The organism is uncultured Xanthomarina sp., assembly GCF_963971605.1.
GTDB lineage: Bacteria > Bacteroidota > Bacteroidia > Flavobacteriales > Flavobacteriaceae > Xanthomarina > Xanthomarina gelatinilytica.
Genome location: NZ_CAXATZ010000043.1, coordinates 1 through 20,294, shown reverse-complemented (window position 1 = coordinate 20,294; position 20,294 = coordinate 1). Strand labels below are relative to the sequence as shown.

Annotated in this window: 19 protein-coding genes; 5 read left to right on the top strand and 14 right to left on the bottom strand. The window is 34.3% G+C overall.

Annotated elements, in window-relative coordinates:
• A partial coding sequence (locus tag AACY93_RS12300) for a Nif3-like dinuclear metal center hexameric protein (protein ID WP_339612125.1) occupies window positions 1-283 on the bottom strand: 283 nt, incomplete at its 3' end.
• Window positions 284-335: 52 nt separating this feature from the next.
• On the opposite strand from AACY93_RS12300, the gene lpxK reads away from it, so the two are divergent.
• A complete protein-coding gene (gene lpxK, locus AACY93_RS12295) occupies window positions 336-1,340 on the top strand; it encodes a tetraacyldisaccharide 4'-kinase (RefSeq protein WP_287006001.1) in 1,005 nt (334 codons plus the stop codon).
• Here lpxK and AACY93_RS12290 read toward each other — a convergent pair.
• The 10 genes from AACY93_RS12290 to AACY93_RS12245 form a co-directional block, all read right to left on the bottom strand.
• Entirely contained in the window at window positions 1,337-3,562 is a 2,226-nt protein-coding gene (locus tag AACY93_RS12290; protein WP_339612122.1) for an ATP-binding protein, read from the bottom strand. The genes lpxK and AACY93_RS12290 overlap by 4 nt on opposite strands.
• A gap of 49 nt (window positions 3,563-3,611) precedes the next feature.
• A complete protein-coding gene (gene gap / locus AACY93_RS12285; protein WP_286852710.1) occupies window positions 3,612-4,610 on the bottom strand; it encodes a type I glyceraldehyde-3-phosphate dehydrogenase in 999 nt (332 codons plus the stop codon).
• Complete coding sequence (gene lipA, locus AACY93_RS12280) at window positions 4,610-5,488, bottom strand: lipoyl synthase (RefSeq protein ID WP_286852709.1); 879 nt, start codon at window positions 5,486-5,488, stop codon at window positions 4,610-4,612. The genes gap and lipA overlap by 1 nt, the downstream gene beginning before the upstream one ends.
• A gap of 106 nt (window positions 5,489-5,594) precedes the next feature.
• Complete coding sequence (locus AACY93_RS12275) at window positions 5,595-6,143, bottom strand: sigma-70 family RNA polymerase sigma factor (RefSeq protein ID WP_007650585.1); 549 nt, start codon at window positions 6,141-6,143, stop codon at window positions 5,595-5,597.
• Window positions 6,134-7,246 carry a glycosyltransferase gene (locus AACY93_RS12270; RefSeq protein WP_286852708.1) on the bottom strand — a complete coding sequence of 371 codons (1,113 nt, stop codon included), beginning with the start codon at window positions 7,244-7,246 and terminating at the stop codon, window positions 6,134-6,136. Before AACY93_RS12270 ends, AACY93_RS12275 begins: the two co-directional genes overlap by 10 nt.
• Before the next feature lie 6 nt (window positions 7,247-7,252).
• Complete coding sequence (locus AACY93_RS12265) at window positions 7,253-7,456, bottom strand: membrane or secreted protein (protein WP_286852707.1); 204 nt, start codon at window positions 7,454-7,456, stop codon at window positions 7,253-7,255.
• A gap of 145 nt (window positions 7,457-7,601) precedes the next feature.
• Complete coding sequence (locus AACY93_RS12260; protein ID WP_286852706.1) at window positions 7,602-8,399, bottom strand: anti-sigma factor; 798 nt, start codon at window positions 8,397-8,399, stop codon at window positions 7,602-7,604.
• Between the two features lie 8 nt (window positions 8,400-8,407).
• On the bottom strand, window positions 8,408-8,941 hold the full coding sequence (locus AACY93_RS12255; protein ID WP_007650577.1) for an RNA polymerase sigma factor: 534 nt from the start codon (window positions 8,939-8,941) through the stop codon (window positions 8,408-8,410).
• Between the two features lie 62 nt (window positions 8,942-9,003).
• Window positions 9,004-10,017 (bottom strand): UDP-N-acetylmuramate dehydrogenase, encoded by a 1,014-nt coding sequence (murB, locus tag AACY93_RS12250; RefSeq protein WP_286852705.1) that lies wholly within the window; start codon window positions 10,015-10,017, stop codon window positions 9,004-9,006.
• The gene (locus AACY93_RS12245) at window positions 10,017-11,207 is read right to left on the bottom strand and encodes a pyridoxal phosphate-dependent aminotransferase (RefSeq protein WP_007650572.1); all 1,191 of its coding nucleotides are present in this window, start codon (window positions 11,205-11,207) and stop codon (window positions 10,017-10,019) included. Before AACY93_RS12245 ends, murB begins: the two co-directional genes overlap by 1 nt.
• A gap of 124 nt (window positions 11,208-11,331) precedes the next feature.
• Here AACY93_RS12245 and AACY93_RS12240 point away from each other — a divergent pair, with 124 nt between their 5' ends.
• Window positions 11,332-12,675 carry an aspartyl protease family protein gene (locus AACY93_RS12240; RefSeq protein ID WP_286852704.1) on the top strand — a complete coding sequence of 448 codons (1,344 nt, stop codon included), beginning with the start codon at window positions 11,332-11,334 and terminating at the stop codon, window positions 12,673-12,675.
• A gap of 53 nt (window positions 12,676-12,728) precedes the next feature.
• Here the strand turns inward: AACY93_RS12240 and AACY93_RS12235 are convergent, their stop codons facing one another.
• Window positions 12,729-13,154 carry a DUF1573 domain-containing protein gene (locus tag AACY93_RS12235; protein WP_007650568.1) on the bottom strand — a complete coding sequence of 142 codons (426 nt, stop codon included), beginning with the start codon at window positions 13,152-13,154 and terminating at the stop codon, window positions 12,729-12,731.
• 185 nt (window positions 13,155-13,339) lie between these two features.
• Here AACY93_RS12235 and AACY93_RS12230 point away from each other — a divergent pair, with 185 nt between their 5' ends.
• Both AACY93_RS12230 and AACY93_RS12225 read left to right on the top strand, forming a co-directional pair.
• Window positions 13,340-15,976, top strand: a complete 2,637-nt coding sequence (locus AACY93_RS12230; protein WP_286852703.1) for a valine--tRNA ligase — start codon at window positions 13,340-13,342, stop codon at window positions 15,974-15,976.
• A 52-nt stretch (window positions 15,977-16,028) separates the two neighbouring features.
• The gene (locus AACY93_RS12225) at window positions 16,029-16,838 is read left to right on the top strand and encodes a DNA/RNA non-specific endonuclease (RefSeq protein WP_286852702.1); all 810 of its coding nucleotides are present in this window, start codon (window positions 16,029-16,031) and stop codon (window positions 16,836-16,838) included.
• A gap of 80 nt (window positions 16,839-16,918) precedes the next feature.
• Here the strand turns inward: AACY93_RS12225 and AACY93_RS12220 are convergent, their stop codons facing one another.
• Window positions 16,919-17,761 carry a glycosyltransferase family A protein gene (locus tag AACY93_RS12220; RefSeq protein WP_286852701.1) on the bottom strand — a complete coding sequence of 281 codons (843 nt, stop codon included), beginning with the start codon at window positions 17,759-17,761 and terminating at the stop codon, window positions 16,919-16,921.
• Window positions 17,762-17,764: 3 nt separating this feature from the next.
• On the bottom strand, window positions 17,765-18,679 hold the full coding sequence (locus AACY93_RS12215; RefSeq protein WP_286852700.1) for an FkbM family methyltransferase: 915 nt from the start codon (window positions 18,677-18,679) through the stop codon (window positions 17,765-17,767).
• Window positions 18,680-18,795: 116 nt separating this feature from the next.
• On the opposite strand from AACY93_RS12215, the gene AACY93_RS12210 reads away from it, so the two are divergent.
• The coding region (locus AACY93_RS12210) for a LamG domain-containing protein (protein WP_339612115.1) at window positions 18,796-20,294 on the top strand (1,499 nt) is incomplete at its 3' end.

Here is a 20,294-nt window from a genome sequence, read left to right as displayed (position 1 = left end):
GGCAGCTGTTGTGTTTAATGGCTTTAATAACCACACGTTCCACATAGGTGTTTCCAGTAAGCGCTTTTAAGCCTTTAAAAATAATTGGATGAAAACTCACGATCAGGTTGCAATTGGCCTCAATGGCTTCGTCAACTACTGTTTCCAGAGTGTCCAATGTAACCAAAACACCTGAAAGTTTGGCATTTTTATCTCCTACCAAAAGACCCACATTATCAAAATCTTCAGCGTAAGCTAAGGGAGAAAGGGCTTCCAAATGATTTATGACATCTTGAACTATCATAATTTTGTGTTATTAAGTTTCAAACAAAGATAAAATTTTTAAATTCGCTTTCATGAAATTCTTACGATACATCTTGTTTCCCATAGTGCCAATTTACTTTTTAGTGACTTGGACCAGAAACAAATTGTACGATTCAAATCTTAAAAAGAGCACGTCTTACAGCTTTCCGGTGATTTGTGTTGGTAATTTAAGTGTTGGAGGTACTGGTAAATCGCCAATGATCGAGTATTTGATTAGACTGTTGAAAGACCATTACAAATTGGCTACCTTAAGCAGAGGTTATAAACGGCAAACTCAAGGTTTTCAATTGGCGAATGCTCAAGATTCGGCTAAAACACTTGGGGATGAACCTTTTCAGTTTTACAATAAATTTGGAAAAGATGTTTTGGTGGCTGTAGATGCCAATAGACAAGCTGGAATTGAACAATTACGTGCTTTAAGCAACAAGCCTGATGTGATTTTGCTGGACGATGCCTTTCAGCACAGAAAGGTACAAGCAGGATTTAATATTCTTCTTACATCATACTATCAGTTGTATAGTAAGGATCTTGTATTGCCAACAGGCGATTTAAGGGAACCAAAAAGTGGCGCTAAGCGAGCGCATGTTATTATAGTGACCAAGTGTCCAGATACACTTACCGAACTTGAGAAAGAGCAGATTAAAAACAGCTTGCAACCCTTGCCCAATCAATTGGTGCTTTTTAGTAGAATCAATTATTCCAAAGTAGTTTATTCTGCTGAAAAAAGCATGGCGCTTAAAGACTTAAAAGCTTTTACTTTGGTCACTGGGATTGCCAAGCCAAAGCCTTTGTTGGCATTTTTAAAAAAGAGCCAATTGGAGTTTCGTCATTTAAAATTTGAAGACCATCATATTTTCACGGAAAAAGAAATTGCTCAATTGGCAACATTGGACTGTATTTTAACAACAGAAAAGGACTACATGCGATTGAAGGACCAAATTACCTTAAGGGATAAATTATTTTATCTTCCTATTGAAGTGTCTTTGGATGCTCCAGATCTGTTCAACAAGGCAGTTTTAGGGTTTGTAAATTCCTAAACGGTTTCAGAATCTTGTTGAATTAATGCTTCGTATAATTTCTTTTCGAAGTCTTCTTGTTTGAACGGCTTGGAAATAATGTCGTCAAATCCAGCTTCATCAAATTCGTGCATTTTGTCTTCTAGGGTCACGGCTGTAAGGGCAAAAATGGTAATGTCCTTGTTAAAGGTTCTAATAAGTCTGGTGGCTTCCAAACCACTTATTCCAGGCATGTGAATATCCATTAAAACCACATGGTAATTTTTGTCTTTAACCATGTTAACGGCATCTTCACCATTGTCTATAACATCGCAGTTCAATTTCATTTTGTTGAGGATTTTTTTGGTAATCATTTGGTTGATCTTGTTGTCCTCAACAACTAAAATGTTTATGTTTTTTAAATCTATTTCACTAATGTCTTTAAAGTAATTTACAACCTCTTCGGTTTCTACTTTTTCAGAATATTTTAATGGAAGTTCAAACATGAATTTTGAACCCTTGCCAAGTTCACTTTTTAGTGAAATGGTTCCTTTAAGGATTTGAATCAATCCTTTAACAATGGAAAGACCTAAGCCTGTTCCACCATATTTTCTGTTAATTTGAATGGAGCCTTGCGAGAAACTTTCAAATAGTTGATTTTGTTTTTCTTCACTGATACCAATTCCGTTGTCTTCAATTTCAAATCTCACACTGTAAAGTTCGTCTTTTTCACTTACCTTAATGGCTCTTACCCAAATATCCCCATCTTTGGTGAACTTGATGGCGTTTCCTATTAAATTGATTAAAATTTGTGAAATTTTAATTTGATCTGCAATAAAGTTTTCAGGTAAATTGTTATCGTATTCAAAATGAATTTTAACATTATTATCTGTTGCAGAGTTGTTTAAAGCTGCAATAATATTGGTCATTTTCTTTTTAAGATTGAAGGCTTCTGGCTCGATATCTACCTTGTTGGCTTCAATTTTATTGATTTGAAGGATGTCGTTGATAAAGGTTAGAAGGTAATCCCCTGAAAATTTAAGTGATTTTAAATGCTGTATTTGGTTAGGTTTTGGATCTTCTTCCAAAAGCATGTTTGTTAAGCCTGTAACAGCATACAAAGGGGTTCTTAGCTCATGAGTTACAGTAGATAAAAAGTTTGCTTTGGTTTTAGAGGCAAGCTCTGCCTTTTCTTTGGAAACAATTAACTCTGCGTTTTTTTTATGCAGCATGTTATTTGTTTTCAGCCTTATGTTGTTGTTTTTATATAGCGATAAGGTTAAAAGGGATAAGATGGTAATTAACGCAATACTTAAAATGGTAGTTAATTTATTTAAGTTATTGGCTGCTTTTTGTTCTTCTAAATCAGCCAATTGCTTTTTTTGGTATTCTGTTTGGTTGTCAATAAGCAATTGCATTCTCTTTTCTTGAGAGAGACTGCTTCTTTTTATGGACAACAGGGAATCGTTTAACTTGATATGCTTTTTTAAATACTGGTTTGCAAGTTTGTAATTTCCAATTTCTTGGTTTAGATCGCTTAAAATAAGATATCCATCATTCAATACATTGTTGAAATGATTGGATTTGGCCATTTTCAATCCTTCATTGGCTTGGACCAATGCATCTTCAGTTTCACCTAGATTAATTAGGACTGTCCCTAAGTTAATTTTCGCACTACTTAAAATTTTATCCAAATCGAATCTTTTGGCAACTGAAATGGATTTTAAGAGATGCGTTTTGGCCTCATTGTATTTTTTTAAATTTATATATGTAATACCTTCATTTAAAAGGACTTCTGCCACAAAATTATCCAGGCCTTCTTGTTCAAAAAGGGTTTTGGCAGATTTATAGTAATCTAAAGCTTGTTGGTATTGTTTTTTACTGGTGTAAACATTGCCTAAGGTTTTATAAGTTTCGGCAAGGTTCACGTCGTCTTTTGCAAAACGTTGGACTTCATTGGCTTTTATAAGGGACTTAATGGCCTCGTCAGGTTCTTCAATAATGTACTGAAGTTTTCCTATTTTGGAGTAGATAATGCCTATGCTTTTTTGGTTGTCTATTTTAATGGCAAGTTCCAAAGCTTGGTCATATTTTTCCTGAGCTTCAAAATAGGCATTCTTTTCTATGTCTTTTTGTGCTTGATTTATTCGGGCATCAATAGTGTTTTGAATAGTTTCTTCATCTTCTTCAAAAGTTGTTTGAGATAAAGCACTAAAGCTCAACAACAGTATAATAGCACATATGTAATTGTTGAATCGGGACATTTTTTAGTTAACTAGTAAAAAACAAATATAAATATTTATTCGATAAAAGTTACTTTTTTATCGGCAAATTGCAAATTAAATCAATTATTCTGCTGGAATAACCGGTTTCATTGTCGTACCAACCAATAATTTTCACCATGTTTCCTATAACGGAAGTCATTTGTGAATCGAAAATACAAGAGTGTGTATTTCCTACAATATCTATTGAAACAATTGGGTCTTCGGTGTATTCCAAGATGTTTTTGTAATCATGTTCGGCAGCATATTTAAACGCTTGGTTGATATCTTCAATACTTACGGTTTTTTCCACATTAAAAGTAATATCTGTTAAGGAACCATTAGCTACAGGAACCCTAATGCCACAACCTCCAATAACATTGGAGAGTTCTGGAAACACCTTTGTTAAAGCTTTGGCAGCTCCAGTGGTTGTAGGAACAATGGATTGTCCAGCTGCTCTGGCGCGACGTAGGTCTTTGTGTGGTTGGTCGTGCAAACTTTGGTCGGAGGTGTATGAGTGAACCGTAGTAATGTATGCTTGTTTTACGCCACACAGTTTGTTTACAACATCAATCATTGGTGCTGCATTGTTGGTTGTGCATGAGGCATTGGAAACTATGGTTTCTTCGCCAGTTAAAATATGATTGTTGACACCCAAAACAATGGTTTTTATATCGTCTTCCAAGGGAGGAACACTTAAAATTACTTTTTGGGCTCCATTTAAAATATGGTGTTCAAGAGCTTCTTTGGTTTTAAATTTTCCAGTAGCTTCTATAACAAAATCCACTTGATAGGGTTTCCAGTTTATCTCTTTAGGATGATTGGCTTTTGAAAAAGGAATTTTTTTATCGTTCACAATCACATGGGAGTCGTCAAAAGTAACCTTTTCTTTAAAAATGCCGTGTATGCTATCGTATTTTAATAAATGGCTTAGGGTTTTGGTATCTGCTAAATCGTTTACAGCTACCACTTGAATGTGTTTGTTGTCTTGCAATAATCTGAAAACGCGTCTTCCAATGCGTCCAAAACCGTTTATAGCAACATGAATCATTAATTTATGTGTTTTTGAGCTTTATAAGAAGAACGAACCAAGGCACTGCTTTCCACATGTCTGAAACCCAATTCCAGTCCAATTTGCTTATACTCTTCAAACTGAGCTGGTAAAATAAACTGTTTTACAGGCAGATGTTTTTTGCTAGGTTGTAAATATTGGCCTATGGTTACCACGTCCACGTCTTGGGCTTTAAGGTCATGAAGGGTTTCTATAACTTCTTCTCGGGTTTCTCCAAGACCAAGCATGATACCAGATTTGGTTCTTCGTTGTCCCTGTACTTTTAAATATTTTAAAACACCTAAGCTTCTATCGTATTTTGCTTGGATCCTAACCTCTCTGGTTAAGCGCCTTACTGTTTCTATGTTATGGGATACCACTTCAGGAGCTACGTCTATGATCCTGTCTAAATGTTGTTCTATGCCTTGAAAATCCGGAATTAAGGTTTCTAAGGTGGTTTCTGGATTCATTCTTCGAACAGCTTTTACGGTTTCTGCCCACATAATACTTCCCATATCTTTCAAATCATCCCTATCCACACTGGTCAATACGGCATGTTTTATTTTCATGAGTTTTATGGAGCGAGCCACTTTTTCAGGTTCATCCCAATCCAAAGTTTCTGGTCTTCCTGTTTGTACACCACAAAAACCACAAGAGCGCGTACAAATATTCCCTAAAATCATGAAGGTGGCAGTCCCTTCTCCCCAACACTCTCCCATATTAGGGCAGCTTCCAGAAGTACAAATGGTGTTTAATTTATATTTGTCCACCAGGCCACGAAGATCGGTATATTTTTTTCCGGTAGGTAACTTAACACGTAGCCATTTTGGTTTGGCTTCCCTTGCAGGTAATATATTTGAAGCTGTTTCTGTGTTCATTTAAAAGCTATTTTTAAGGCACAAAGATACAAAAGTATGGTGGAACTATAACTTAGGTCTGTTAAAATTGGAAAACTTTAAAAAGCAGGGTGAATGCTGTTAAAACTTATTTGTTTTTAATTATTTCGGCCAGCAGTTTTTTAGCACGCAATAGTTTAACCTTTATGTTGTTAATGGGTTCGTTAAGTTCTTCGGAAATTTCTTTGTAACTCAATTCCTGAAAGTACCTAAGGTTGATTATTTCCTGATAATGTGGTTTTAATTTTTTAATGTCGCGTAATAATTTGGCTAAATTTTGTTCAGTGATCAATTTGTCTTCAGCTGAAGGAGATTCGTCTAAAATTTCGTAATAGGAATCTTCACTATCATTGGAAATGGTGTTTGAAGGTTGTCTTTTTTCTTTTCGCAGTAAATCAATATGAATGTTCCTGGAAATGGTTACAAGCCAAGTTTTAAAAGCATATTTTTCATCAAACATGGCAATTTTATCAAACGCTTTGGAAAAGGTTTGAATGGTTATGTCTTCTGCATCGTTTTCATTTTCAATGCGTTTCAGTTGAAATCCATATACATAATCCCAATATTGATCCAACAGAAAATTAAAGGCTTTTTGGTCGTTTTGTTTGGCTCTTTGTATCGCTTCTTTTATTTCCAATGTTTAGGTTTAGAGATAAGATTTTTTATAAAGATACTTAATTGAAACCCAATTAGAAAAAGTTCTAACAGAGGCAAGTAAAAAATTAAATCGTTTTCGTTAAGTTTTTTGGATGCTTTGTTAAAAACCAGAACCTGTACCAGGTTTCTAAACAGAATTAAAGCGAGCACCAATTGCCATTTAAATAAAGGAATCAATAAAATTGTAGCCAAGACCCAAAATAAGACTTGCGACACATAAAATACTGCCAGCAAAACTTTGTGTTTAGCCTTGTAATGATTGGCTGTGGTGATGTGTCTTCTTTTTTGAATTTTCCAATCTTTATAGGTTTTTTTGGGGATGGATTCTGTAAAGCTTTCAGGTGTAAAACAGATATCTGTGTTTTGTGCTGTAGCTGTTTGGTTTATGAATAAATCATCGTCTCCAGAACGAATGTACATGTGGTCCATAAACCCATTGGCATTAAAAAAAGTTTCTTTGGTATAAGCCAGGTTTCTACCAACTCCCATATAAGGGATTCCTAATTTTGCAAAAGAAAAGTATTGAACAGCAGTTATAAAGGTTTCAAAACGTATTAATTTATTAAGAAAGGAATTCTTGATTTTGGCATAAGCTCCATAACCAAGCACAATGGATTTGGTTTGGTTGAAACAGGAGCTCATTTCTGTAATCCAATGTTTGGAAAGTGGTTTGCAATCGGCATCTGTAAAAAGTAGATGGTTGTGTTTGGCTGCTTTTATACCTAAGGTTAAGGCGTATTTTTTATTGGCCCAAAACGCTTCATTATTAACAACATTTACTAGTTTGATGTTGTTGTGCTTGTTGGCAAATTCCTCCATGACTTCAAACGTATCGTCGTAAGAAGCATCGTTTATCAATACAATCTGGAAATTAGGATAATCTTGATTGATAACAGAGGGTAGAAATTTTTTTAGGTTTTCAGCTTCGTTTTTTGCACAGATAACAACAGAAACAGGAATGTTTATAGGAGTCTCTTTTTTATGTTTTAAGAAAGCGAATTTTCCGAAGAAAAAAACAAAATAAAAAACTTGAATACTAACGACAGCTACAAAAATGTAGAGCAAAACATCAAGTAACACCATGTCATGTTAAGAATGTTGAGGTTTGTTACAATCGCTAAATTGGTCTGGGGTTTTGCCACAAAAGCCACAAGCTTCCCCTTCTTTGTTTAGTACGGGATTTTGGCTAGCACATGTGCCAGCAAACTTACCGTCCTTTTTTGTCCAAAGTTTAATAGCAATTCCTGCAATGGCAAGACCTAATAATATTAAAGTTATAAAGAGTAGTTTCATGATTTGCTTGTTGTTTAAAGAACCTTTTTAATGAGGTCTTTAATTTTCTGCAAATTTACAGATTTTTACTGATAATAAATAATATTAAAGCCTCACTTTTTAATTGCAAAAGTGAGGCTTTATACTAAAAAGTTGAGGGTACTTTTTAATTGTGTTTTTGTAATGAAATTTCAGCTACGGCATTTTCCTTGGAGCCTGTTTGGGTACCACCTTTGTTTTCTATGGTGATGCTTAAGCCCAAGGCATCTTCTGTGTATGGAATTTGCTTAAGTTCCCTGTCGGTTTCGCTTAAAATACCTAAGCTCACCATTTTGTCTTGCATCTCTGCCCAAATTTGGTAGCATTGTTCTTCTGGAAGTTGAGGCAATGACACCACATCTATCATGGATGTTTTTTCTTTTGGGTTGATATATGCAACCGTTTTAAGGTTTTTGGCTCTGCTGTTTCCTTTAATAATATACTTTTCGGTTTCTGGATTATTAAGTTGTTTAAATTGTTGCATGATATCGTTTAGCTTGTTGTTGTTTAAGCTAATGTCGTTTCTTAAATCGTAAATTTCATCAACAATTTTTTGGTTTTCGGTTTTTAAACTTAGGTTTTGTGTGTAAAACACAAAAGAGCTTCCTGCAAAAATTAAAGCTGCAAAACTAGCTGCAATACTAAGGTGGTACCACTTTTTGTATTTTTTGGAAGGCTTTAAATTAACAACAGGTGCATTGTCCAATTCATTTAAAACATTGTTTAAAATGTGTTTTGGGGCTTCAACAGCATGACTTTTAGAAACTATTTCTAAATTGGTCTGTAAGGTGTTGTAGGCATTCTGAACTTCTGGGTATTGGGAAAGGTATGTTTCAACTTTTTCTGTTTCGGCAGAAGTTGTTTCACCTAAAAGATATTTTTCTAATAGGTCAGAATTTAAAAATGTAGTTATTTTATCATTCATGACTCGTTTTATTCTGGATCGTAAATTTTTTTCAGTTCACGCAATCCAATTTTTAATCTCGATTTAATTGTGCCAAGTGGAATTTCCAATTCATCACTGGCTTCTTGTTGTGTCATGCCCTCAAAAAAGAGCGCATTGATCACTATTTGATATTTTTCATCCAAAGATTTTAGATGGGTTTTAATGTCCATCACATCTTGATTTAAACTCTCGGATGTTATCATATATACGTTTGAAGCATCCATTTGGATTTCCTTACTGGTTTTATTTGTTTGAGAGCGAACTTTGTCTATGGCTGTGTTGTAGGCAATCCTGTAGAGCCAAGTAAAGAGTTTGGCTTTTTTCTCGTTGTAGGATTTGGAGTTTTTCCAGACCTTTACAAATGTTTCCTGTAAGGCATCTTGGGCTAAATCTTCGTCTGATAACACCTTTAATATAACACCATACAGAGCATCTGCATAGTTTTCGTATAGCAAGGTTACGGCTCTTTTGTCTCCTTTTTGGAGTAAGCCAACTATTTCCTTTTCAATTGGTGTGCTCAAGATTGGTTAATTAAAGGTTATAATAATATCTATAAAATCAAAGTTAGAGATTTCTTTTTAAATTATATAATATTCACCTCTGCTTCAATAGCTATGTTAAAAAGCTGCTGTACGGTTTTTTGTATCAGTTTGGCAAGACCTAAAATATCTTGTCCTTTTGCATTGCCGTAATTTACTAAAACCAATGCTTGTTCTTTATGAACGCCATAGTTTCCAAATTGTTTTCCTTTAAAGCCAGCTTTTTCTATTAACCAACCTGCTGGTACTTTTATTTCGGTATTTGAAACAGGGTAGCCAGGAATCTCTGGAAAATTTTCTTTTAATTTTGAAAAATGTTCCTTTAAAATTACGGGATTTTTAAAGAAACTACCGCTATTTCCAATTTTTTTGGGATCTGGAAGCTTGCTTTGTCTAATTTGTATGACCGCTTTTGAAACATCTTGAATGGTTGGCTGTGTGATATTCATTTCTTCCAACAGTTTGGAAATGGAGCCATAAGAAGTGTGTAGGGTATGGTTTTTTTTGCTAAGCCTAAAAGTGACATTGCAAATAACAGATTTCCCCTTTTCTTCCTGTTTGAATATGGAGTTTCTGTATTCAAATTTACAATCTTCTTTAGTAAAGGTTTTTAAACGTTTGGTGGCTTTATCCAATGCTTGACAAGACACAAATACATCTTTTAATTCCCTGCCATAAGCCCCAATGTTTTGGATGGGGGCAGAACCAACATTCCCTGGGATTAACGAGAGGTTTTCCAAGCCTCCATAATCTTTTTCCAAACACCAAAGCACAAATTGATGCCAGTTTTCACCAGCATTGGCTTGGACTAATACCGAAGTGTCGTCTTCAGATATAATGGAAATGCCCTTAATGTTTATGTGTAACACAAGGGCATCCATATTTTTTGTTAAGAGCATGTTGCTGCCTCCTCCTAGAATAAATATATCTGGATAATTTTCTAGGGAGAGGGCTTCTTTTAACTCATTTATACTCTCTATGGAAATATAATGCTTTGCAAAAGCCTCTATTCCAAAGGTATTGAAAGGTTTTAAGGATATGTTTTGTTTAATTTGCACTAATCCTTGTATACTTTAAGTGCTTCTTTTAAAATATTTACAGCTTTTTTAAGACTGTCTTGGTTTAATACATAAGCAATCCTAATTTGGTTTAATCCCACGCCAGGAGTTGAATAAAAACCAGCTGCAGGAGCAACCATGACCGTTTCTCCATTAACATCGAAACTTTCTAAAAGCCATTGGGCAAAATCGTCTGAATTTTTAACAGGCAGTTCCACGATGCAGTAAAAAGCACCTTTAGGCTTGGCTACTTTTACACCTTCAATTTTTTCAAGTTCATTGATTAAGGTGTTTCTTCGTGCCACATATTCTTCAATAACACCATCAAAATAACTTTGTGGTGTCTGTAAAGCAGCTTCACTGGCAATTTGAGCCAAAGTTGGAGGGCTTAACCTAGCTTGAGCAAATTTTAGGGCTGTAGCAATTACGGCCTTGTTTTTAGAAACCAAGCAGCCTATCCTTGCGCCACACATACTGTAACGTTTGGACACAGAGTCTATCATTATAGCGTGTTCTGCAATATCTTCTTCCTGCATAATAGAGTAATGCTGTACGCCATCGTAGGCAAACTCCCTGTATACTTCATCAGAGATTAAAAACAAATCATGTTTTTTTACAATGCTTGCCAGTTTTTTAATTTCTTCTTTAGAATATAAATATCCTGTTGGATTTCCAGGGTTACAAATTAGTATGGCTTTGGTTTTAGGGGTAATTAGTTTTTCAAATTCTTCAATAGGAGGTAACGCAAAATTATCTTCAATTTTAGATATTACAGGAACTATATTAACGCCAGAAGCTGTAGAAAACCCATTGTAGTTGGCATAAAAAGGTTCTGGGATAATTATTTCGTCATCGGTATCCATCACGCTTCCAAAAGCAAATAGCAAAGCCTCACTGCCACCAGTGGTTACAATAATGTTGTCTTTACTTACATGAATATCATGTTGGCTGTAATAATTGGCAATTTTATTTCTATACTCATCAGATCCTTCAGATCTGGTATAGGCTAAAATATCCAAGGAATGCACTTTAACAGCATCTAAAGCAATTTCAGGGGTTTTAATATCTGGTTGACCAATATTTAAATGATACACTGTTTTGCCTTGTTTGTAAGCCATTTCGGCATAAGGAACAAGTTTTCTAATTGGCGATTGTGGCATGTGCTGCCCTTTTTTTGATATACTTGGCATGATACAATTTAATTAAGAAGCAAAGTTCCGAAATTTATCTTAAAGTTTTTTTAAAAAAGACGACTAAATACAAATACTAAACCAAAGTTTTGTAAATTTAAGATGAAACTCTTTTGCTTGGTATATGAAAAAAATTTTCTGGATTGTCCTTCTTTTGTTCTCGTTAAGCAATATGGGGTTTTCACAAGGGCACTTTGTTATTCAAAACAAAAAACAAACAGACAAAATCCAATTCAAGCTTATCAACAACCTGATTATCCTTCCTGTTGAAATAAATGGAGTTGCCCTTTCTTTTTTACTGGATACTGGAGTGAATAAATCCATTATTTTCAATTTTTTAAATATTACAGACACGCTTCAAATTAAAAATACGGAAACTATTTTTTTAAGGGGTTTGGGAGAAGGAGATGCCATTAAAGCGCTTAAATCCAAGGGGAATATTTTAAAAGTAGGAGATGCCATAAACATCAACCAAGAGCTATTTGCGGTTTACGATCCAAATCTCAATTTTGCGCCAAGGTTAGGTGTGCCTTTGCATGGTATTATTGGTTATGATTTGTTCAAGGATTTTGTGGTTGAAATCAATTATACCTCGAAGTATATTAAACTAACATCACCTGCTGTTTACAAATATAAAACCTGTAGATCTTGTGAAACTTTAAACATGGAATTTTATAAGAACAAACCTTATATCTATTCAACCGTTAAAATAAAAGACAAGCAAGTACCAGTTAAGCTTTTGATAGATTCTGGAGGTAGCGATGCTTTATGGCTCTTTGAAGACGACAGCTTAGGAATACATGTGGACAATATATATTTTGAAGATTTTCTAGGGCATGGCCTAACAGGAAGTGTTTATGGAAAGCGTACAAAAATTGAAGAATTTTCTATCAAACATTTTAAGTTGCAACAAGTAAACGTATCTTTTCCTTATCCAGAATCCTTGATATATGTAAAACAGCATAAAGATAGAAATGGAAGCATAGCAGGTAATTTGTTGAAGCGATTTAATTTAATTGTAAATTATCCTAATAAGACCATAACATTTAAAAAGAACAGACATTTTCACGATCGGTTTGACTATAATAAAAGTGGCATAGAGTTAGAGCAAAATGCTGTTAGGCTGGTAAAGGAAAAAGATTACAATTATATTTCTTCTGGAGATTTTTTAGGTAGCGAAAACAATCCGTCCAAAACGTCCGTAGTGATAAATACCAAATATACCCTTGCGTTAAAACCAGCATATTCCATTGTGGAACTTAGGGCAGATTCTCCTGCTCATAAAGTGGGTTTAATGGTAGGTGATATTATACTGTCTATTAACAATAAGTCAACAGATAAATATACCTTACAGGAAGTGACACAAATGTTTTATGATAAACATGGGCAACGTATTAAATTGGAAGTGGAGCGGGATGGAGTGGAACTGACGTTTGTGTTTTATTTGGAAGATATTTTTATGCCATAAAAAAAGCCTTGGATGTTTTTCCAAGGCTTAAAGTTATTATTAACAACCAGTAATTATTGTTGCATAACGCTTTCATTCTTTTTTTCAAGAACACTGGTTTTGCTAGGATCAATCACTTCACCTTTTATTTTCAAGGCTACTGTTGGTGTGTCAGCATTAGAGATCACTGTTATTGTCTTCCTGATAGGATTTACTCTGTTTGTGTCGTATTTAACCTCAATCTGTCCAGTTTCACCTGGTTGTATTGGGCCTTCAGGTTTTTTTGGAACCGTACATCCACAACTGGAATTTACTTTGGAAATAATTAAAGGGGCATTACCAGTGTTGGTAAATTCGAAAACACGAACTCCATCGGCTCCTTTTTCAATAGTTCCATAGTCAATAACATCTGTTTTAAATTCAATTTTAGCCACTTTTTCTTGAGCTGTAACTGAAAAACTTAATAAACCGATGAACAATACTGTAAATAAATGTTTCATAATTTTATTATTTATAAGTTGGTAAACTTACTTACTTTTTATTTATTTTACAAAATTTTTAGACGTATGACACCGTTATAATAATGTTAAACTCATATAAAAGGACATTATGCATCCATATAATTTTATCAAAAAAATAAATATAAGTACTTTTGCATGTTATATTTCAAAAACTATTCCAAAGTATGCAAATTCCATCAAAATATGATGCCAGTCTAGTAGAAAGTAAATGGTACAGCTACTGGATGAAACACAATTATTTTCATTCCACACCAGACCAAAGAGAGCCTTACACCATTGTCATTCCTCCACCAAACGTTACAGGAGTCTTGCACATGGGACACATGCTTAACAACACCATTCAAGATGTATTAATACGTCGTGCCAGATTGTTGGGCAAAAATGCCTGTTGGGTTCCTGGAACAGATCATGCTTCCATTGCTACCGAAGCCAAAGTGGTTGCCAAACTCAAAGAACAAGGAATAGATAAAAACGACCTATCCAGGGAAGAGTTTTTGGCACATGCTTGGGAATGGACCCACGAATATGGTGGTGTCATCCTGGAACAACTTAAAAAATTAGGCTGCTCTTGCGATTGGGACAGAACCAAATTCACCATGGACGATGATATGAGCGAAGCCGTGATAAAAGTATTTGTGGACTTATTTAACAAAGGACTCATTTATCGTGGTTACCGAATGGTAAATTGGGATCCAGAAGCAAAAACAACACTATCGGACGAAGAGGTTGTGTACGAAGAGCGTCAAGGAAATTTATATTATTTACAATACCAAATTGAAGGCAGTGACGAGAAAGTGACCATAGCCACAACACGTCCGGAAACTATATTAGGAGATACGGCCATTTGTATCAATCCTAACGATGCACGTTTTTCCCATTTAAGAGGGAAGAAAGCCATTGTGCCTCTATGCAACCGTGTCATCCCTATAATTGAAGACGATTATGTGGATATGGAATTTGGTACAGGTTGTTTAAAAGTAACGCCTGCCCATGACGAAAACGATAAGAATTTAGGCGATAAACATAATCTTGAGGTTATAGATATTTTTAACGATGATGCCACTTTAAATAGCTTCGGATTGCATTACGAAGGGAAAGACAGGTTTGTTGTTAGAAAGGAAATCACAAAAGAATTGGAAGACAAAGGGTTTTTGTTGAAAACCGAAACACATGTTAATAAAGTTGGTACTTCCGAACGTACCAAAGCCGTTATCGAACCAAGATTGAGTGACCAATGGTTTCTGAAAATGGAAGAGCTTGTAAAACCAGCCATAGAAGCTGTGTTGGGTGATGATGCCGAAATAAAGCTGTTCCCGAAAAAATTTGAAAACACCTACAGACATTGGATGGAGAATATTCGCGATTGGAATATTTCCAGACAGTTGCTTTGGGGGCAACAAATTCCGGCTTATTACTATGGCGATGGAAAAGAAGATTTTGTGGTTGCCGAAACAAAAGAAGAGGCTCTTAAACTTGCTATTAAAAAAACCAACAATCAAGAACTAACCATTAACCATCTACGTCAGGATACAGATGCACTGGACACTTGGTTTTCATCTTGGTTGTGGCCAATAAGTGTGTTTGATGGTATTAGAAATCCTGAAAACGAAGACATAAATTATTACTATCCAACAAACGATCTGGTTACAGGCCCAGATATTTTATTCTTCTGGGTGGCACGTATGATAATTGCCGGTTACGAATACAAAGGGGAAAAACCATTTAACAATGTGTATTTAACAGGTTTGGTTCGTGACAAGCAACGAAGAAAAATGAGTAAATCCTTAGGAAACTCTCCAGATGCCTTAAAACTGATTGACGATTATGGCGCAGATGGCGTTCGTGTTGGTTTGTTGTTAAGTTCGGCAGCAGGAAACGATTTAATGTTCGACGAGGCTTTGTGCCAACAAGGGAAAGGCTTTGCCAATAAAATATGGAACGCCTTTAGATTGGTTAAAGGGTGGGAAGTAGATGAAACAATTCCTCAGCCAAATTCAAGTGCCATTGCCATAACATGGTTTGAGGCCAAATTTCAAAAAACCTTAGTCGAGTTGGAAGACCATTACGGTAAATATAGACTATCCGATGCCTTAATGGCAACCTATAAATTAATTTGGGACGATTATGCGTCTTGGTTATTGGAAATTGTAAAACCAGCATATCAACAGCCTATAGATTCAAAAACACTAAAAAGTGTCGTGGCTATTTTTGAGGATATTTTAAAAGTATTGCATCCTTTTATGCCTTTCTTAACAGAGGAAATTTGGCAATATATCTCAGAAAGAACACCTGAAGATGCATTAATAATTGCAAAATGGCCAGAGTCAAAACCAATCAATGAAGCTTTGATTTCAGAATTTGAATTTGCCCAAGACGTTGTGTCTGGCATTAGGAATATTCGAAAAGAAAAAAACATTGCTTTCAAAGACGCCATAGGTTTTTACGTAATCAACAATGAAAATATCGCAAACACCTTCGATGAGGTTATCGCCAAACTTGGAAACTTGGAGAGTATAGAGTATACCAATGAAGCCGTTGATGGTGCTTTGACGTTTAGGGTGAAATCCAATGAATATTTTATTCCAATAGCTGGAGCCATTAATGTTGAAGAAGAAATTAAAAAGCTAACAGACGAGTTGAATTATACAGAAGGTTTTTTAAAATCGGTTCAAAAAAAATTGGCCAACGAACGCTTTGTAGCTGGAGCTCCAGAGCAGGTTATAGCCAACGAACGCAATAAAGAAGCGGATGCTTTGGCAAAAATAGAGACCTTGAAAGCTAGTTTGGCATCTTTACAATAAATATATCAACCTGCAAGGTTTCCAAAATCTTGTAGGTTTTCATGACATCTTAATGAAAAAAAGAACCACATATTCCATCATTGCCATTTTGCTTCTTTGTGGTGTGTTTTATTATGAATTCCATCTGGAAGGAAAAGGGCAACAAGCTATTGTAAATGCGGGTAAAAACGTGAAACCCGAAACCAACGGGTTCTTTTTGCCAACAAGTACCACAGGACAAATAGTGCATCATGAAGGCTATTCTTTATCCTATAGCGAGCCACATGAACAGGCAGAATGGGTTGCTTACGAATTGAAACAAGAACATCTCTCCAACTCCAATTACAAAAGACCCTATTTTGAGATTGATCCTGCAGTAAAAACAGGAGCAGCTCATTGGCGAAATTATAAAAACTCTGGTTTCGATAGAGGTCATTTATGTCCTGCAGCAGATAGGGCTTATAATCAAGATGTATACAATGAAACGTTTTTAACCAGTAATATCAGTCCTCAAAACCACGAATTCAATTCTGGGATTTGGAATACTTTAGAACAAAAAGTAAGGTATTGGGCAAGTAAATATAATGGTGTGTTTGTGGTTTCTGGAGGAATTTTGAATGGCCATATGGAAACCATAGGCGAAGAACAAGTGGCAGTTCCAAATCAGTTTTATAAAGTTTTGATAGATAACAATACAGGTAACACAAAAATGATTGCTTTTTTAATGCCTCATGAAAATTCTAAACAACCATTATATAAATTTGTGGTTCCTGTAGATTCTATAGAAACCCTTACAGGAATTGATTTCTTTCCGGAATTGGAAGATGCTCTTGAAAACGAATTAGAGGCTTCTGCAGATTACAAAGGTTGGAGTTTTAATTGACACTTTAGTGTCATGCTGAGCGAAGTAGAAGCATCTCTTTGTTTAGGAGATTCTTCAAACGGATCAGAATGACACCTCATTTATTTTCTAATCATACCTTTCCAACGTAATTTTCTTATAAATTGTCCTTGTTCTTCTGAAACCAAAAACGGAAGCTTTTCATTTTTGGCCTTAAAAAACCCAGCCATGTAATCTTTAAACAACTTGAAACTCCTTTTTTTATATGCCAATTTTAGAGCAGAAATAAGTGTAATCCAAAAGCCATAGCGCATTTTATACATAGCTTCGCCTTGCATGTGTTTGGACGCTTTGTTGTAGTTCTTTCCTGTAGGCTTTAGGTGTTTAACGTGTAAGGATTTGTCTGTTAGCATTTCCCAACCATAAAACTTTGCCAGGAGCTCATCAACCGTGTCCCAACCCATGGATGGGGTTAATTTACCTATTTGTTCAAAGCAAGCTTTTCTATAAGCCTTTAAAGCGCCACGAATATGGTCCTTTCGGGTCAGGTTTTCTAAAACCCATTGGTGGTTCTTTTCAATATAGCAGAATCCCGAGACCATCCCAAGCTTCTCATTAGTTTTAAAATGAAATGCCAACTGCTCTAAATAGTTCTTCGGAAAGATTAAATCGGCATCAAACTTGCAAATCACATCATAAGAATCATCAAGTTTTTCAAAGCCTTTGTAAAACGCATGGATGATTTTTGAACCAGGTAAATGTTCATCTGATGAAGTTGTGTTCACTAAGGAAATCCAGTTGTATTTAGAAACAAACCTTTCAACAATTTGCTGCGTTTTATCTGTAGAATGATCATTAACCACAACCAATTGTTTTGGTAAAAGGGTTTGAGTTACCAAAGACTCTAAAGTTTGCTTGATGTAAGCTTCTTCGTTATGGGCTGGAATGACAATGTAAAAATTCAAATTTTAAAGTTGAAGAACATATTTAGAGATTAAATGTAATTTTGATTTAGGAACAAAGAAACAGTTTCTAATACCATCATCTTTTTTACGTTTTATAGTAGACACTTTAATTAATCCTAGTGGAGTATGATTAAAAACTTGATAATCTAAAGAATTAAAAAAATCGTCCAATTCAGATTCTATATTATTAAATAATATTTCACAAATAATTATAGGTTGAAATTTTTTTATCCTATCCAAACCAGAAATTAATATATCTATTTCAGTGCCTTCAGTATCAATTTTTATGAGGTCAATATTTTTAATTTTATTATCTTCAAAAAACTGATTTAAGGTTTTTGAATTAACAGTGTTTTTAATGAAATTACGAGAAGTTGTTTTAGTACCTGCATTTCCTTCACCTGCTAAATTATGTTCTAAGTATTTATATTTAATATTTCCAACCTCATAAAAATCTATTTTTCCAGAAACATTAGATAGTGCTATGTTTTCATGTGCAATATTATTTTCAAAATGATTGAGTTTGATATTTGTTTTTAAATAATGCTTAGGCCCTTTTGCTGGTTCAAATGCATAAGCTTTAATATTTGAATTTGATTTTACAGCTAACAAAGAATAGTAACCAATGTTAGAACCAATATCCAAAAATGAAGTAATATTTTTCGATAAATCCTCAAAAATTGATGAATATTCAAATTGTTTATAGCCATTCCAAAATAATAACTGAGTTAAATAACTAGTTTGGTTTGTTGCAATTTTAATAACTCCTGAATCAGTCTTTAGTTTAAGGATGCCTGATGGAGGTATTTTTACTTTATTAAAAAATAAATCTTTTAAAAAATAATTTAAGTTTCTAATTATAAAATTTATTTTTGGATGATAAATAAATCTATAGAATATATTTAAAAAAAAATTCATAAATGTTTTTTTATATCTTGTAAAGATATGTACATTATCAAAAAGATTAAAAAACTTTTTATATTAAATAAGTTTTCTTTTTACCTAAATAGAATTTGAGAAAAATATAAAATTAAATGAAAATCTTAAAAATTGTTTTTTTTCTAGTATCGTCAACTGTATTTTCTCAAGATTTAACTGATAATTTATTACTTTATTACTCCTTTGATGGAGATACAAATGATTCTAGCATTAATGGAAACGATGGAATTAATTTTGGAGCAACTTTTGCCAACGATAGATTTGGCAACCCTAATTCAGCAATTTATTTTGATGGAGTTAATGATTATGTTAATTTCCCAAATATTTCAGAATTAAAGCCAGATTTACCAATTTCTTTTTCGTTTTGGATTAAGTATGAAAGCTATAATTCAGACGATAGAGATGTGTTTAACACGTCTTTTGAAGAAGATAGAAATACAGGCGTTTATTTCAATTCTCAAATGTCTACAGGTAATTACGCAATTAATTATGGTGATGGATCATATAGTTATGTGACTTCAACAAGGAGATCTTTTGTGACTAACGAAGCAATAGACACTAATAATTGGCATCAAATAATTATCATAATCAATTCTGCTAATAATATGAAAATCTATGTGGATTGTATGGATAATGGAGGGGTTTATTCTGGTTCAGGAGGAGCACTTCAATACTCAGCTAGTTCAGGTTGTATCGGTAGGCATGATAGAGATCTGGGTGCTCCAGCAAATTATTTTAAAGGTGCTATTGATGATTTTAGGTACTGGAATAGGGAACTTACAGTTGATAATATAGCTGAATTATTAGGTGTAAATTATAATGTTTCTAATATGACAACTTCAACAAGTTGTGGATCAAACGATGGAACAATAACTATTTCAGGATTAACTTCTGGAAACAACTATACCATTACTTACATTCATAATTCAGTTACAGAGACATTATCCATTACTGCAGATGCATCAGGTAATTATATAATAACAGGATTGGAATCTGGCATTTATGATTCCATATTAGTTACAGAAAACGTTACAGGTTGTCAAGATGATTTAGGTCAAGTAGTAATTGACGAGCCAGATTTAGCCTTGTCAGTTGCATCCACAGATTTAACAAGTTGTGGATCAGACGATGGAACAATAACTATTTCAGAATTAACTTCTGGAAACAACTATACCATTACTTACATTCATAATTCAGTTACAGAGACATTATCCATTACTGCAGATGCATCAGGTAATTATATAATAACAGGATTGGAATCTGGCATTTATGATTCCATATTAGTTACAGAAAACGTTACAGGTTGTCAAGATGATTTAGGTCAAGTAGTAATTGACGAGCCAGATTTAGCCTTGTCAGTTGCATCCACAGATTTAACAAGTTGTGGCTCAGACGATGGAACAATTAGTATTTCAGGATTGACTGCTGGAAACAGCTATACCATTACCTATATTCATAATTCAGTTACAGAGACATTATCCATTACGGCAGATGCATCAGGTAATTATATAATAACAGGATTAGAATCTGGCATTTATAATTCCATATTAGTTACAGAAAACGTTACAGGTTGTCAAGATGATTTAGGTCAAGT